Annotated in this window: 14 protein-coding genes and 1 pseudogene; 12 read left to right on the forward strand and 3 right to left on the reverse strand. The window is 38.8% G+C overall.

Annotation, left to right across the window (positions count from 1 at the left end; all coding sequences use genetic code 11):
- Nucleotides 1–25 precede the first annotated feature (25 nt).
- The 4 genes from RI196_RS06490 to RI196_RS06505 all read left to right on the forward strand — a co-directional run bounded on the left by RI196_RS06490 (nt 26) and on the right by RI196_RS06505 (nt 5,618).
- Nucleotides 26–1,609, forward strand: a complete 1,584-nt coding sequence (locus RI196_RS06490) for a benzoate-CoA ligase family protein (RefSeq protein WP_094245477.1) — start codon at nt 26–28, stop codon at nt 1,607–1,609.
- Nucleotides 1,610–1,642: 33 nt separating this feature from the next.
- Nucleotides 1,643–2,092, forward strand: coding sequence for an acyl-CoA thioesterase (locus RI196_RS06495; protein ID WP_063389426.1), 450 nt, complete (start codon nt 1,643–1,645; stop codon nt 2,090–2,092).
- A 35-nt stretch (nt 2,093–2,127) separates the two neighbouring features.
- Nucleotides 2,128–3,696 carry a long-chain-fatty-acid--CoA ligase gene (locus RI196_RS06500; protein ID WP_311067110.1) on the forward strand — a complete coding sequence of 523 codons (1,569 nt, stop codon included), beginning with the start codon at nt 2,128–2,130 and terminating at the stop codon, nt 3,694–3,696.
- 143 nt (nt 3,697–3,839) lie between these two features.
- A complete protein-coding gene (locus tag RI196_RS06505) occupies nt 3,840–5,618 on the forward strand; it encodes an adenine deaminase C-terminal domain-containing protein (protein ID WP_066251041.1) in 1,779 nt (592 codons plus the stop codon).
- A 460-nt stretch (nt 5,619–6,078) separates the two neighbouring features.
- Here the strand turns inward: RI196_RS06505 and RI196_RS06510 are convergent.
- Nucleotides 6,079–6,294 (reverse strand): annotated as a pseudogene (locus tag RI196_RS06510) (hypothetical protein); the annotation flags it as partial.
- Between the two features lie 844 nt (nt 6,295–7,138).
- Here RI196_RS06510 and RI196_RS06515 point away from each other — a divergent pair.
- The 4 genes from RI196_RS06515 to RI196_RS06530 are packed head-to-tail and all read left to right on the forward strand — an operon-like array spanning nt 7,139 to nt 10,877.
- Nucleotides 7,139–7,528 (forward strand): GntR family transcriptional regulator, encoded by a 390-nt coding sequence (locus RI196_RS06515; protein ID WP_063389422.1) that lies wholly within the window; start codon nt 7,139–7,141, stop codon nt 7,526–7,528.
- Nucleotides 7,521–8,420, forward strand: a complete 900-nt coding sequence (locus RI196_RS06520) for an ABC transporter ATP-binding protein (protein WP_063389421.1) — start codon at nt 7,521–7,523, stop codon at nt 8,418–8,420. The genes RI196_RS06515 and RI196_RS06520 overlap by 8 nt, the downstream gene beginning before the upstream one ends.
- On the forward strand, nt 8,395–10,353 hold the full coding sequence (locus RI196_RS06525) for a DUF6449 domain-containing protein (protein WP_311067111.1): 1,959 nt from the start codon (nt 8,395–8,397) through the stop codon (nt 10,351–10,353). Before RI196_RS06520 ends, RI196_RS06525 begins: the two co-directional genes overlap by 26 nt.
- 17 nt (nt 10,354–10,370) lie before the next feature.
- Nucleotides 10,371–10,877, forward strand: coding sequence for an RNA polymerase sigma factor (locus RI196_RS06530; RefSeq protein WP_063389419.1), 507 nt, complete (start codon nt 10,371–10,373; stop codon nt 10,875–10,877).
- Between the two features lie 63 nt (nt 10,878–10,940).
- On the opposite strand, the gene RI196_RS06535 is transcribed toward RI196_RS06530, so the two are convergent.
- On the reverse strand, nt 10,941–11,357 hold the full coding sequence (locus tag RI196_RS06535) for a DUF4395 domain-containing protein (RefSeq protein WP_063389418.1): 417 nt from the start codon (nt 11,355–11,357) through the stop codon (nt 10,941–10,943).
- A gap of 147 nt (nt 11,358–11,504) precedes the next feature.
- Between RI196_RS06535 and dat the strand changes: the two genes are divergently transcribed.
- The 3 genes from dat (at nt 11,505) to RI196_RS06550 (ending at nt 14,283) form a co-directional block, all read left to right on the forward strand.
- Complete coding sequence (dat, locus tag RI196_RS06540) at nt 11,505–12,344, forward strand: D-amino-acid transaminase (RefSeq protein ID WP_063389417.1); 840 nt, start codon at nt 11,505–11,507, stop codon at nt 12,342–12,344.
- Between the two features lie 78 nt (nt 12,345–12,422).
- A complete protein-coding gene (locus RI196_RS06545) occupies nt 12,423–13,349 on the forward strand; it encodes a dipeptidase (protein WP_063389416.1) in 927 nt (308 codons plus the stop codon).
- 121 nt (nt 13,350–13,470) lie between these two features.
- Nucleotides 13,471–14,283: an alpha/beta hydrolase gene (locus RI196_RS06550; RefSeq protein WP_066251057.1), complete on the forward strand. Its 813-nt coding sequence runs from the start codon at nt 13,471–13,473 to the stop codon at nt 14,281–14,283.
- Between the two features lie 59 nt (nt 14,284–14,342).
- Here RI196_RS06550 and RI196_RS06555 read toward each other — a convergent pair whose 3' ends face one another.
- Complete coding sequence (locus RI196_RS06555; protein WP_063389414.1) at nt 14,343–14,900, reverse strand: DUF420 domain-containing protein; 558 nt, start codon at nt 14,898–14,900, stop codon at nt 14,343–14,345.
- Nucleotides 14,901–15,070: 170 nt separating this feature from the next.
- Here RI196_RS06555 and RI196_RS06560 point away from each other — a divergent pair, with 170 nt between their 5' ends.
- Complete coding sequence (locus RI196_RS06560; protein ID WP_063389413.1) at nt 15,071–15,487, forward strand: universal stress protein; 417 nt, start codon at nt 15,071–15,073, stop codon at nt 15,485–15,487.
- The last annotated feature ends 30 nt before the right edge of the window (nt 15,488–15,517 follow it).

Genomic DNA, 15,517 nt, shown 5'->3' on the forward strand with positions numbered 1-15,517 from the left:
AATTGATATATAGGATGGTGAAAAAATGGATCTCCGCGGATTAGGTTTGCTTTACAATGCGGCAGTGCGGTTCATTGATGAAAGTGTAGAGAAAGGTTTGGGCGATAAAATAGCCATTTGTTATCGCGATGAGCGCATACACTATAATGAATTGCAGGAGAAAGTCAATCAGACAGGCAACATGCTCCGTGAGCTCGGTTATAAATTGGAAGACCGCCTTTTAATGGTTTGCCACGATACACCCGAATTTATTTATTCATTTTTTGGCGCCATAAAAATTGGTGCTGTCCCCATTCCGGTCAACACCATGATGAAGCCATCCGATTATGAATATTTTTTAAACAACAGCCGGGCAAAGGGCTTAATCATCCATGAAGATATTTGGGAAAAGATTGAAGTTTACAAAGAACGGTTTTGCTTTTTGAAGGATATCATTATCATTCCGGACAGTGAAAGCGAACAATCAGGCACACATTTAAATTTCCTCCAACTGATGAATAGGGCAAGCAAAAAGCTTGATGCAGCCATGACGAACAAGGACGATCAGGCCTTTTGGCTGTTCAGCTCCGGAAGCACCGGTAATCCAAAGGGCGTCATCCATTTGCAGCATGATATGGAATATGCTTTCAGCACATATGCGAAAAAAATATTGCATATAAGTGAAGAAGACCGATGCTTGTCCGCATCTAAACTGTTTTTCGCCTATGGCCTTGGCGGAGGAATGTACTTTCCTTTAGGAGCAGGAGCTTCAACTGTATTAGTGAAAGAACGCGCAACTCCGGAAGCAATGTTTCAGGCGATTGAAACGTACAAACCGACCATTTTCTTTGGGGTTCCGACTTTATATGGAGCGATGATTGATTATGTGTCGCGAACGGGAAAACAATTCGATTTGAGCTCGCTCAGAGTTTGTGTATCAGCTGGAGAAGCGCTTCCGAAAGCATTTTACCGCAAATGGAAAGAAATGTACAATGTCGATATTTTAGACGGAATTGGTTCAACAGAGGCTCTCCACATATTTTTATCCAATCGGATTGGAGATGTAAAGGCAGGAAGCTCTGGAAAAGTCGTTCCTGGTTATGAAGCAAAAATTGTCGACGAAATGGGCAGGGAATTGCCTCCAAATGAAATGGGAGATTTGTTGATTCGCGGAGACAGCATCGCACATGGATATTGGAACCTTCATGAGCAAAACAAGAAAAAATTTGTCGGAGAATGGCTTCATACAGGTGACAAATATTATAAAGACGAAGAAGGATATTTTTGGTATTGCGGGCGCTCCGACGATATGCTGAAGGTTGGCGGGATTTGGGTATCGCCTGTAGAAGTCGAAAATTGCCTTCTTCAACATGAAAATGTACTGGAAGCTGCAGTTGTCAGCGTGCAAAATGAAAATAATCTTGTCATTCCAAAAGCATATGTTGTTTTAAAAGATAGAACGCCCTCCAAAGAAATGGAAGATGAATTAAAAAACTTCGTGAAGCAGCAGCTGGCCCACTACAAATACCCACGAATTATAGAATTTATTGACGAACTTCCGAAAACAGCAACAGGAAAAATTCAGCGTTTTAAACTTCGGGAATTATTAAAATCGAATTCAGCTCAATAGTTTAAGACATAGCATTGAAAGGAGTACGTACATTTGAAAAGAAACGAATTTCAGCTCAGGGTGAACTTTGGAGATACGGATGCAGCCGGCATTGTATACTATCCGAATTATTTTAAATGGTTTGATATTGCAGGGCATCAATTTTTTAGAAGTATCGGCCTTGCTCCGGCTAAACTCATCAAAGAATACAGCATCATTCTTCCGCTGCTTGATGTCCGCTGTACGTTTGAGCAGCCGTTATATTATGACGACATTATCACTATTAAAACAGAAGTAATGGAAGTGAACCGGAAAACAATAAAACTGAAGCATGAAGTATATCGTGAAGATACAAGAACCGGGCACGGATATGAGCTCAGGGGGTGGGTGAAAGAAGAAAACGGAAAAAAATTTGCAGTGCCCATACCTGAAGAGGTGAAAAAATTGCTTCAAGAAGACGGGTTTGGTGAACAGGCTCAGATCAATCCATGGCTCAGCGCATAAATGAACATTGAAAAAATGTAATGGAGGAGAGTAGCGTGGATCTTAACGTATCCATTCATGATGTGTTTGAAAAAGCATATAAGCGCTATCCTGATAAAGAATTCATTTACGATGGCTATAAACGTTTAACTTACAAAGATATCAAACAAATGTCCGATTCCATCGCCTCCGCTTTCCACCAGCTCGGTATAGGGAAAGGAGACCGCATCATTGCATGCCTGCCGAACTGGCATGAGTTTCTTGCCATATATTTTGCAATTGCAAAAATAGGCGCCATATTAGTTCCATGCAATACGCGATATCGTGTTGAAGAATTGTCTTATATAGTGGCCAATTCTGGTGCAAAAGCAATTTTTGTGGTAGAAGAGCATGGCCATTTCCATACGGTAAAATCTTTAATGGAAAGTAATGAAAGCGCTTTAGAAATGGTGTTTACGGTGCGGTTTCAAGAAGATGGTCACCATTCCTTTGAAGATTTGCTGAAAATAGGACAGTCGAAGCTGCCGCCGGAAGTGTCCATCGATCCGAAAGAAGATGTGTTTTCCATTTTATATACTTCAGGAACAACAGGACTTCCCAAAGGTGCCATGCTCACGCATTTAAATTTTGTCCATAATGCCGCATGTACAGTGGAGGCGCTTCAATGCGACGAAAATGACGTATTTTTAGTGGTCGTTCCTGTCTTTCACGTGTTTGGCATGGTTCCAAGCATACTGGCAGCTGTGACTGCCTGTGCCAAAATGGTGTTTATGGAGCAATTTAAAGCGGAAGCTGTATTAAAAATGATTGAACAAGAAAAGATTACGATACACCATGGAGTTCCGACAATGTTTATATTGGAATTAAATCACCCTCAATTCAAATCCTATGACTTATCTTCGTTAAGAACAGGTATTATTGCGGCAGCACCATGCCCTGTCGAAGTCGTGAAAAAAATTAGAAATGAGATGGGATGCAATATAACTATTTCCTATGGTCAAACGGAAACATCTCCAGTTGTGACAATTACAAGCTTTACAGACAGTGACATCATTCGTTCAGAAACGGTTGGCAGAACGATTCCAGGAGTTGAAATTAAAGTTGTTGATGTGAATCGCCAAACTGTACCGACTGGAGAAATTGGCGAACTTGCTGTGCGCGGGTTAAATGTCATGAAAGGCTACTTTAACATGCCTGAAAAAACGAAAGAAGCCATTGATCAAGATGGCTGGCTTTATACAGGTGACTTAGTGACGCTTGATGAACAAGGTTATGTCCGCATCGTTGGACGGAAGAAGGAAATGATCATCCGCGGCGGCTACAACATTTATCCTCGAGAAGTTGAAGAAATTCTTTATAAACATCCGAATGTAGTAGAAGTAGCCATTATCGGGCTGCCTGACACTGTTTTAGGAGAGATTTCATGTGCGGCGGTAAAATTAAAAGACGGAGCTTTGGAAACGGAAGAATCGATGAAAAATTATTTAAAAGGAAAAATTGCTGACTACAAAATACCGGATAAAGTTGTTTTTGTCGATGAGCTGCCAATGACGCCGAGCGGAAAAATTAAAAAAGTAGAACTTCAGCAAAAATTAAAAGAAGATTTGCAAACAGAATTGCGATAATTTCATGCAAGGAAGATCAAACGGTAGACATATGTTTGATCTTCCTTCATCATAAAGTTAATCAACCTTCTGAAAAATTTGACATCCGATTGATGACCTACGGCTTCTTCATAACATTTTTTAAAAGAGTAGGAGTGAAACTGTTGAGACAAAAAGCGTCAAGATCGGAATTAATTGAAGTGGCTCAAGGACGGAGGCCCGCAGATTTAATTATCAAAAATGGTACGGTGATCAACGTCTATTCAGGAGAATTGTTGAAGCAAAATGTCGCTGTTTATCAAGACTCCATTGCATATGTCGGCGAACGGGATGTCCTTTCCGATGAACATACAAAAATTATTGATGCAGAAGGGATGTATGTTTCACCAGGTTTTATTGAACCGCATGCACATCCGTGGGTCATCTACAATCCTGTTAGTATGACTAGGAAAGTTCTTCCCCTTGGAACAACGACAACGGTAAATGACAATTTGTTTTTTTATTTGCATATGGGAGCTGCTGGATTTAAAAAAATGGTCAAAGACTTGAAAGACCTTCCGGGCAATTTTCTTTGGCTTGTCCGGCTTGTCTCGCAAGCGAATTTCAAAGGAGAAAGGGAATGGTTTAATCAAAAGGATGTCCAAGAGCTTTTAGAATTAGAAGAAGTTGTCGGAACAGCGGAGGTCACAAGATGGCCGCTTTTGTATCAGGCTGATTCCTTTTTGCTTGATACAATTGAAGTGGCAAAACAGAAAGGGAAAGTCGTGGACGGTCATACAGCGGGCTGTTCATATGAAAAATTGATTTCCATTGCTGCGAGCGGAGTCAGCGCTTGTCATGAAGCAATAACGGCAAAAGAGGCGCTGGACAGGCTGCGGTTGGGAATGTGGACGACTTTACGCAACAGCTCGCTTCGCCCTGATTTCCCTGAAGTTATAAAAATGATTACAGAAGGGAAAGTCAGTACACATCGAATTACGATGACAACCGACGGTCCACACCCTGGGTTTATCGAAAAAGAAGGCTTTGTCGATGGATTGATCAGAAGAGCTGTAGAATTAGGAGTGCCGGTCATAAACGCGTTGCAAATGGCTACGATCAATGCAGCCGTTTATTTGCGATTAGATGATTATATCGGCGGGATTGCTCCAGGAAAATTGGCAGACATTTTACTTCTTCCAGATTTGAAATATTTTCGGCCGGATATCGTCATTTCAAGAGGTGAAGTCGTAGCCGAGCAAGGAAATTTGCTTGTGTCGACACCAAAACTAAATTGGAATCAATATGTTGTCCGGGAGCCATTTGCGTTTTCGAAGCAACTTTTGGACGATTTAAACTTGTACCGTTACCCATATTCAAGTACTGAACAAACTGTTCCGGTCGCTTATTTTAAAAGCAATGTCATTACGCAGCGAAAAGATGTTAAGCTTCCAGAAGCAGAGGGATTCGCAGATATTTCCGGTGAAGAAGGCTTATTGTATGCATCGTTAATTGACCGGAACGGAAAGTGGGTGTCGAAAGCGATATTAGAACGATTTGCCGTTCATCTAGATGGGATGGCGTCAACTTACAATACTACAACAGAATTGCTTGTGATCGGAAGAAATCCAAAAGCGATGGCCCAGGCGGCTAAAAGAGTGCATGAACTAGGAGGAGGAATCGTCATTGTTGATGGCGAGGACATTGTGGTTGAAATACCTCTTCCATTTACCGGCATGATGACGGACGATTCATCATTTGATCAAGCTGTTCGATATCATGATGAGCTGTTAGCAGCCGTGCAGCAAAGAGGATTCCCATTCCATGACATTTTATATACGCTATTGTTTTTAACTTGTGATTTCTTGCCCGGTCTTCGTCTTATTCCATTTGGTTTGTATGATGTTAAGAAAAATGAAATGCTGCTTAAAGCGGAACCAATAAAAGATCAAATCGCGAAGTAAAACTAGAAAAAGAGAGCTGAGCCGTTTCCTCCAGGGGGGCAGCCCAAAAAGTCAGAGTTAACTGACTTTTTGAAGCCCCTTCATTTTAGGAACTTATCGGACAGGCCATTTTTCCAATCTTGTTTATATCCTTCAGAAGTCTTATGAAGGACTTTTCTTATGCTCTCTTTCTGAATTCGGTTCTTCAAAAGTTTTTCAGCATATACAATTGCTTCTTGTTGGACCTCATTGCCTCTATGAAGGCCATTTACAAATTTTATTCGATTATTTTTGTCCTTCACAGCAGTATTTCTCCAAAATCCTTCATTTTAGGAACTCAACGGAGAGCCCCTTCTTACAATTAGTCAAGAGTTTTTCGTAACTATTTGTTTCAGTGGATTTATTTAGGAGGCAGTGGTACCCCTTCCTCCTAAATAAATTTACGCATGCCTAATAGATCTAACGATTTTTGTTTTTTTCACTAGATCAAATATGTTATATTTTTCCTGAACAATTGCGAAGTTGCTGATGCGATTTCGTAATTGTACGTTAAAATGTGTGTATTAAGATGGAAGAGACACTTCAATAACTTATTCACACAAGCGATGGACGCAACTTTATGACATTTGTTATAAGGTTGCGTTTTTAATTTGTCGTAATATTCTACAAAATGATTGTTTCCAATGCGTCGTTGGCGTTAACGATTCCTTTTTCTTATCCACGATCTCATGGATTCAACATATTAAACCTGATCTTATAAGGTCCGTGAAGTAGGCCAGTTATTTCAATGCGAACCTATCGTTCTTTAGGCTGTCACGACCTTTTCTCCACTTCTACTAAAAAAATAGCAGCACAGACATTGGTCGTGGTCTGTGCTACTAATCTTAATATGTTTTTTTCGGGTTTCACATTGTTGAAGCCTCATTTGAGAGCAACAAGGATAAATACATGCTGAATCTCCTACTATTTGTTTTTTTATATAGTAAACTCCTTTTCTGGTGCACTTTAATCAATCGGGAAGCAGGCTGGATGGACGAAAATGGACAAGAAACATTCTGGGAATGTCGGTACAGTTTGGAAAAGATGTACTTATCGTTTGTTCCAACATTTGAAAATCGGCAGGAAGAATCGTTTAAAAAATAGCAGATGCGGAAAACTCAGTTCATCATTATCTTACGGTTCGTTTCAAAAGAAAAAATTTCCTGGGAAAAGCTTGAAAACTATAATCCAATTTTTCGGTTGAAGGCGGTGCTTCTCATCGTCTGTCCATTGGTTGGCGAACAAATAAAAGTTTTGAACATCTGCCAGTTACAAACAGACAGAAAATAGTTTAGAAGAGATGTACTCACTGTTTTAAATAGCACAATCATATAAATCAAACTTTGAAAAAGGACAACAGTCTTTCACAGCGTAAAAAGCTGTGCTTTTTTGACGCAAAAAAATTTTTCCAGAAAGTATTGTCATTTTTTTCATAATAAAGTATGATTTATCTGTATTAAGAATTATAATACAGTTAATACAGATGTGGGGGCTGCGGGAAAATGCTTGATATAGATTTTCGAAGCCGAAAACCGATCTATGAACAGCTTGTCGATCAAATAAAAGAGATGATTGTAAGCGGAGTGCTGAAAGGGGGAGAACAACTTCCCTCCGTCAGAGTGCTTGCGCAGCAATTGACGGTGAATCCAAATACAATTCAAAAAGCTTACCGTGAGCTGGAGAGGATCGGATATATTTACTCGATTCAGGGAAAAGGAAATTTTGTTTCGGAGAAGATTGAGGCATCTAATCAGGAAGAGCTGAAAATGGTTAAAGAAAATTTGCAAAAATTAGCACAACAAGCATTATTTTTAGGGATGCAATCTGATGAGCTCCTGCAGATCATGGAGGAAATTATCAAAGATCATCAAGGGGGAAAAAGAGATGATTGAAGTCAAAAAGGTATATAAAACATTTCAAAATGCGACTGTGTTATCTAACATCGATTTACAAATTGAAAAAGGATCCATCTTCGGGCTTCTAGGTTCAAACGGCGCTGGAAAAACGACGCTGTTGAAGCTGATCGCAGGTTTGTATAAACAAGATAGGGGAGACATTTTAATTGATAAAAAACCTGTATTTGAAAATGAAGACATTAAGCAAAGATTCATATTCCTTACAGATATTCCTTATTTTTTCCCTCATTATACGATCAAACAGATGGCGAATTTTTATGAAAACATATATCCATCCTTCAGCAGAGAACGATTTCAAACATTGCAGGATGTATTTGATCTAGATCTTAAGCAAAAAATTTATCGCCTGTCAAAAGGAGTTCAGCGTCAAGTGGCATTTTGGCTCGCTTTTTCCGCAATGCCTGAACTGCTCATTTTAGACGAGCCGTTTGACGGTTTAGATCCGGTCATGAGGAAAAAAATGAAAAATATAATCATCCAAGATGTGGCAGCGAGAGAAATGACTGTGATCGTCTCTTCCCACAACTTGCAGGAAGTAGAGGATATAAGCGACCATATCGGCATTTTGCATAAAGGTGAACTGCTAATAAAACGGAATTTGGATGACCTAAAGTCGAATATACACAAAGTGCAAATTGCCTTTCAAGGAAGCGTTCCTTCGGAAATGCTGCAGCAGCTTCAAATTGTCTATCAGGAACAAAGAGGCAGCGTGCATTTATTCATTGTAAAAGGAAATGCTGATGAATTTTCCAGCTATATAAAAAGCTTTAAGCCTCTTTTATTCGATTTGCTCCCGCTTACATTGGAGGAAATTTTTATTTATGAAATGGGGGAAAAAGGATATGCAATCGAAAACATCCTTATTTAAAAAAGAGCTGTTAATTCAAAATTTCCGTTCTGTCGGGTGGGTAGGACTAGCGTTTTTGATCGGTCTAATTCTATCAGTACCGATGGAAATTGCGGTGTTGTTTTCCGGGAGAGAGAATTATAATGAAGAGAACATATATGAAAGTTTGTTTTCCATTGCACAAGAACTTCAATTATTCATGTTAATCGTGATACCTGTGCTTATGTCCATTTTTTTGTTTCGGTTCCTGCATGTAAAGCAATCCAGCGATTTTCTTCATAGTCTTCCGATTAATCGGAAAATGCTTTTTTGGCATCATTGGCTGACGGGTGTTGTGTTTTTAATCGTACCTGTCATGATTACTTCTCTAATATTGGCCGTTTTTATACAGGTGTTTGATTTGTCGAGCTATTTTCGTGATTTGAACCTTGTTAGATGGTTTTGTACTTATTTAGCATATACGCTATTATTGTTTTCTATCGGCACCTTCTCTGCCATGCTGACAGGAATTAGCACGATTCAAGCCATATTGACATTGATTATTTTATTGTTTCCTTTCGGGGTTTATCAACTTATAGTGTACAATTTGCAATACATTTTGTTTGGATTTCCGAGCGGCTATTATTTGAATAATAATCTTTGGATCGAATTTTTTTCACCGCTTACGAGGCTGATTTCCCTCGAATTCCAGCCTTTCTCTTGGTGGGAAATCGCCGTTTATTTATTGCTAGCAGCCTTGTTTTGCTGTATTTCCTTGCTTCTGTATACACGGCGGCCAGTCGAATATGTGTCACAAGCTGTTATTTACTGGAAGCTTAAACCGGTTTTTAAATATGGCGCCACTTTTTGTACGATGCTTCTCGGCGGAATGTATTTTGGCATTATTGACTATAGAGGAAGCTTATTATGGATTTGTACTGGATATGTAGTAGGTGCACTTATCGGTTACTTTATAGCTGAAATGATCTTGCAGCAGACGTGGCGAATCAAGCCTAAATTAAAAGGATTGTTTATTTATTTTATTGCAGTGATACTCGTATTCATTTTGACCGGTTCTGGTGCGGGAGGATATGAGAAAAAGGTTCCGAGAGTTGCAGAAATACAGTCGGTATTTTTCAGCAACTTTTGGTACTTCGATGACAAGATGACTAATAGATTCATTTACAAGGAACCAAAAATAATCGAAGCAATTCAAAAGCTGCATACAGAAATCGTTGCCGAAAATAGATCCAAAGATGTTTCCGAACCTGAACCGTTGTTTATCGTCTATTATTTAAAAAATGGAAGCAAATCGATCCGCCAATATGAAGTTGATCGGAAATCGTTCGAACGATATTTGAAGGAGATTTATGAATCGAAGGAATATAAAAAAGCAACCTATGAAGTTCTAGACGTAAACGATCAAGATGTTGAACAAATAGTATTTCATTCTAACTATCCAAACTACTATGTTGAAAAAGTGGATATTGCCAATAATTCTGATCAACTAGCAAAAGCATTAAAAGCATTAAAAAATGACATCGCGAATCTTACATATGAAGATATGACCGATGAAAGAAAAGACTGGGGAGAAATTGAAATCATTCTAAAAAATAATAAGCAATTATTCATTCCATGGAAAAAAAGCTTTAAAGAGTTCGATGAGTGGATGAAGAATAACGGAACGGTTAAAAACGCAAGAGTGACAGCTGATGATGTCCAATATATACTCATAACGGAGAATAACATCAATCACGATTTGGATTATAAAAATATGCTGAAAGAAATTGAACAAGATCCGCAAACGGTCAAAATTGTAGATAAACAGTTGATTGAGCAATGCTTGCAAGATGAAACAGAATCGACTTCAGGAAAAAATATTATGTTCATTGTTTATAAAAATGGAAATTATGAGGTTGGCAGCTTTGCTCATCCAGAAATAGCTGAATCGATCAAGAAACAGGCAAAAAAATAAAAAAGGATTGAAGAATTATGGATGATATAATATCCGCTCAAGAGAGCTTTCAAGACATCTATTGTATGTTTTATAAAAAAGTGTACCGGATTGCTTTTTCCATAACGAAAGATGTACATTTGGCAGAAGATGTATTGCAGGAAACATTTTTGAAATTTTATCAAAAGGCTGAACAAATTGAGGATATGGAAAAAATCTCTGGTTGGCTCGGTACAGTAGCAGCGAGAACTGCAATAGATTTTCTTCGGAAGGAACAGAAAACGCCGTGCCCCCTTGATGAATTATCTATCAGTCAAGGGGGCAATGTGGAACAAACAGCAGAATATGAATGGCTGAAAGAGACCATTTCTCAAGAAATTCGGAAACTAAAACCGAAATACCGCGAAATTTTAGAATTGAAATTGTATTATGATTTAAAAGAACAGGAATTAGCTCAACAGCTAAAGCTTTCGAAAGGAACAGTTAAAACTAGGCTTCACAGGGCAAGACGCACGCTGAAAGTGTCGTTGAAAGATGCGATGTAAAGTTCGGGTGCTCTTGCCCCTTTTTTACGTCTTTTCCCAGATTTTTAAAATCAGGGGAGAAGCTTATGAATTTTTCGCTTTTCGATATTGATACTGCTTCCATTGGAACCGGATAAAGCAGCCGATGCAAAATCCTAAAATCGCAATGAAAGCCGCTGAAAAAACTAAAATCGAAAAAATATATCCTAAAACATCAATATGAAAAGAAAATCCGATAAAAGCTAGCAGCAAGCATGTGCAGGCAATGATTTGATTGAATTGCTGATCAGATCTGTCTTCTAAATGATAGGACGAATGTGGTTTTCGTAAAAACGTTTTAGCGGCCGCCATAATCGGATTGACACCAAAAATGAGTCCAATCAAGCCAGCAATAAGCGGAATAAGAAGAAAAAGCGGCTCGTTTGTGATCCAAGTGATCAAAACAGACAAAACAATTGTCCATTGATTCGTTCTAACTAGAGGACGAGGGATGCCGTCCATGGAAATCCCACCTTTCCATATATGTTTTATGATATTTATATCATAAATGTGCAGGCATTGCATCTTTTTTGATTTTGATCAAGCCTCCATTCATATAATTATGTTACAATGGTTGGTAGATATTATGGAAATTAGGGGGATATGAAAATGTCAATCGGTTATGTAAATGGTCGCTTTGTTGACCTCAATGAACCGGTGATCCCGATTGATGAAAGAGGACACCAGTTTGGCGACGGAGTGTATGAGGTGATCCGCGTTTATAACAAAAAGCCGTTTATGCTGCGCGAGCATTTAGAGCGGTTACAGACAAGTGCTGAAGCGATTAAATTAAAACTCGATCAAACATTGGAGCAATATGAACAGCTGATAAAAGAAGCAATTGAAAAATCAGCATTAACAGATTGCGACGTCTATTTGCAAATTACGCGCGGAGTGGCCGTTCGAAATCATTTGTTTCCAGATGTTTCTGTTTCAACAACGATGACCGTAAGACCTGCAAAGCAATTGCCCCATCATTTGCGGGAGAACGGCGTTTCTGCTATATTCCATGACGATGAGCGGTGGGCCAATTGCTATATTAAATCCCTTAACTTATTGCCGAATATTTTAGCTAAACAAACCGCCCATGAAAAAGGAAGCTATGAAGCGATTTTAGTCCGTGATGAATATGTGACGGAAGGGTCGAGCTCCAACGTATTCATCGTCAAAAACGGAACAATTTATACGACGCCGCTATCAAAGCATATATTGTCAGGAATTACAAGAATGGCGGTAAAATCGATCATTGAAACAGAAGGTTTAACATTAGTAGAAGAAAAGTTTACGAAAGAGGATGTACTTGAAAGCGATGAAGTCTTCATTACGAGCACAACTTCTGAAATTTTACCAATCGTGACCGTAGACGGGCAAAAAATTGGCACGGGAAAACCGGGTGAGATCGCGACAACACTTTATCAAAAATTCCAAGAAAAAATCGCAAACGAATAACGAGCCTATTGATTGTAAAAGCCTGCAAGAAATCTTTCCTGCCAGGCTTTTTTTTATCATAAAAAACAGGGGGAAAACATGAATATTATTGATCTTCATTGTGATGCGCTGATGAAGCTGGCGAATGCTAAAGGAAAGCTGAAGTTTGCTAACGCCTCGTATTTGGATACGAATAAACAAAGATTGATCAAAGGTAAAATTAAGGTTCAATGCTTTGCCGTTTTTATCGATCAAAAAATAAAAACTGAATACAAATTCCAAGCGGCGCTTGAACAAATCGATCTGTTTTTTACAGAAGTGCTTGGAAACAATCCGGAAATGAAGCAAATAAAGGATTGGTCTGATTTTTATAAGCTTGAGGAACATGAAATTGGGGCGATGCTGACTCTCGAAGGTGTGGATGCGATTGGCGGAGATCTCTACAAACTTCGACTTCTTTATCAGCTGGGAGTTCGATCGGTTGGATTGACATGGAATTATGCCAATCTGGCAGCTGATGGAGCACTTGAAGAACGAGGCGCTGGTGTAACAGCATTTGGCAAGGAAATCATAAAAGCAAACAATGAGCATCGCGTTTTCACTGATGTCTCCCATTTATGCGAGCGTGCGTTTTGGGATGTAATCGAGCTTGCGGATTATCCGATTGCGACCCATTCAAACGCCCGCGCCTTATGTGATCATCAGCGCAATTTAACCGATGAACAGGCAAGGGCAATGTTTCAAAAAGGCGGTACCATTCACATCGTGTACGCCCCCCAATTTTTAACAACTAATGATCAGGCAGCAATCAAAGATGTAATCAAACATATCGACCATTTTTGCATGCTAGGCGGAGTGAAACAAATCGGACTTGGCTCTGATTTTGACGGAATTGAGCAAAAAGTAATAGGATTGGAAAATGCGGCAAAAACACAAAACTTGATCAATGAACTGCTGAAATATTATAATGAGGACGAAGTGAAAGGATTTGCGTATCAAAATTTTCTCAATCATTTACCGAAATAGGTGCAAAAGCAAACTGTTAAGATTGCTTTTTTTTGGGTTTAAATCCCCAAAAACATACTTGACTTATCGGAATTATAAACATTATAATAAAAAAAACGAACGATTAAAGGTGGTTAATTTTATGGAAAAAATGTACTATATTCCGAGCCAACAGGCATCGTTAGCTGCCACATTGCATATACCGAACGCTCCAGCTAAAAACGAAAAATTTCCGGTTGTTGTTATTTGTCACGGTTTTATAGGAAGCCGAATAGGTGTCAACCGATTGTTCGTCAAAGCAGCCAACCATTTTGCTTCGCTCGGATTTGCCGTTTTGCGGTTTGATTACGAAGGCTGCGGCGAAAGCAGCGGTATTTACGGAACTTATGGCCTCGACCGCTTTATTGAACAAACGATTCATGTCATCGATTTTGTTGAAAAGCTTCCTTTCATCGACAAACATGAATTATATTTGCTTGGCCATAGTTTAGGAGGAGCAGTGGCGACACTCACAGCTGTACGGGATGACCGCGTGAAGAATTTGGCGATTTGGGGAGCGGTCGGTCGGCCATTTGAAGATATAGCGGCCATAGTTGGAAAGGAAGGCTTAGAAGAAGCAGAATCAAGCCAATATGTTGATTATGAAGGCTATTCCTTAACGAAAACATTTTTCCGCTCGCTTGAACAGTACACTCCTTTACAAGAGGCAAAATCGTTTACAGGTGACGTATTCGTTGCCCACGGAACAGAAGATGAAGTCATTTCTCCTTCTTATGCTTGCCTGTATGAAAAAAGCTTCAAAAAAAGGGCTAACAGCGTTGAAAAATCACTCATTATCGGCGGAAACCATACATTTTCGTCTATTTGTCATTCAACCGAATTGTTTCAACAAACAGGAGAATGGCTTGAACGGCAAAGAAAGTTAAACGATGATCGAAAAAAAAAGATTATTTAATGAAAGAGTTTCTAAACGAAAAAGAAGGTTGACCGGACAGCTCGGTCAACCTTCTTTTTTTAATAATAAGGAGAAATCAAGATGTATACAAGAACACCAGTAAATGAGACGTATAGCCAAATCGGCATCGCCCAGCGAACAATTTTCCGGTGTTTTTCTACCTGTCTTGACATTCCCCAGAAAAAGGCAAACAATGCAAGCGGAACAATGACGGCTGCTAATATACTATGGGAAGTAAGAATAAATAAATAAAATGTTTTCATAAATCCTTCACCGCCATAACGGGTCGGTTCAGATTGCAAAAAATGATAGGTTAAATAAGAAATACAAAATAAGGTGGTCGTTGTAAACGCTGCGATGATAAAGTTCCGGTGTACTTTGATATTTTTCTTTTTAATTGCATAAAGAGCAGCGAGCAGAAAGACGAACGTAAAGCTGTTAAAAATCGCATTAAGTCTTGGGAAAATCGTCAAATCAAAATGGACTTCGCCTCGATATCCGAGTGGAGAGAAAAATAACAGTAAAATAACGGCATTTATAATAACTGAGAGTGTCACAACAATGCCGGTGTAATTTTTTTTGTTGTGAGGCTGTTCATAGTTTTGAATGGAGTCCATTTTTTTCCTCCTAACATAAATTTTCTCATTGTATATTTTATCATTTTAAAATGGATTTAAAAGTGACAAAGTGGTGAAAATCGAAATTTTGACAAATCTCTACTTAAATTCTAGAAAAATTTTGATAAAATGGAAATAAAGAAAAAATAGTTCTTTTGGAGGGGATGAGGATGTACAAAAAAATATTAGTTCCTATGGATGGATCTGCCCATTCTACACGCGCGCTTGAGCATGCTGTAAAACTTGCCAAAACAGTTGGGTCTGAAAAAATTACGATTTTGCATGTCAATAATTTAAGATTTACAGAGCAGTATTATTTTGTTGATATTTCCAAATTAATTGATGAAGAGAACGAAGCGATTTTAAAACCAGCGATTGAATTCCTTACTGAAAGCAACGTCCCGCATGAAACACATATTTTCCAAGGAGAGCCAGCAACAATTATTACGGATTATGCAAAAGAACATGACTATTCCATCATTGTAATGGGGAGTGCAGGAAAAGGCGCGCTTAAAGCAACGTTGTTGGGAAGCGTCAGCCGAAAAGTAGCTCAAGAGGCTCACTGTCCAGTCTTAATCATTAAATAAAAATAAGAAATTTGTCCATTTTAGTTTACA

The organism is Aeribacillus composti (assembly GCF_031760945.1).
Lineage (GTDB): Bacteria > Bacillota > Bacilli > Bacillales > Aeribacillaceae > Aeribacillus > Aeribacillus composti.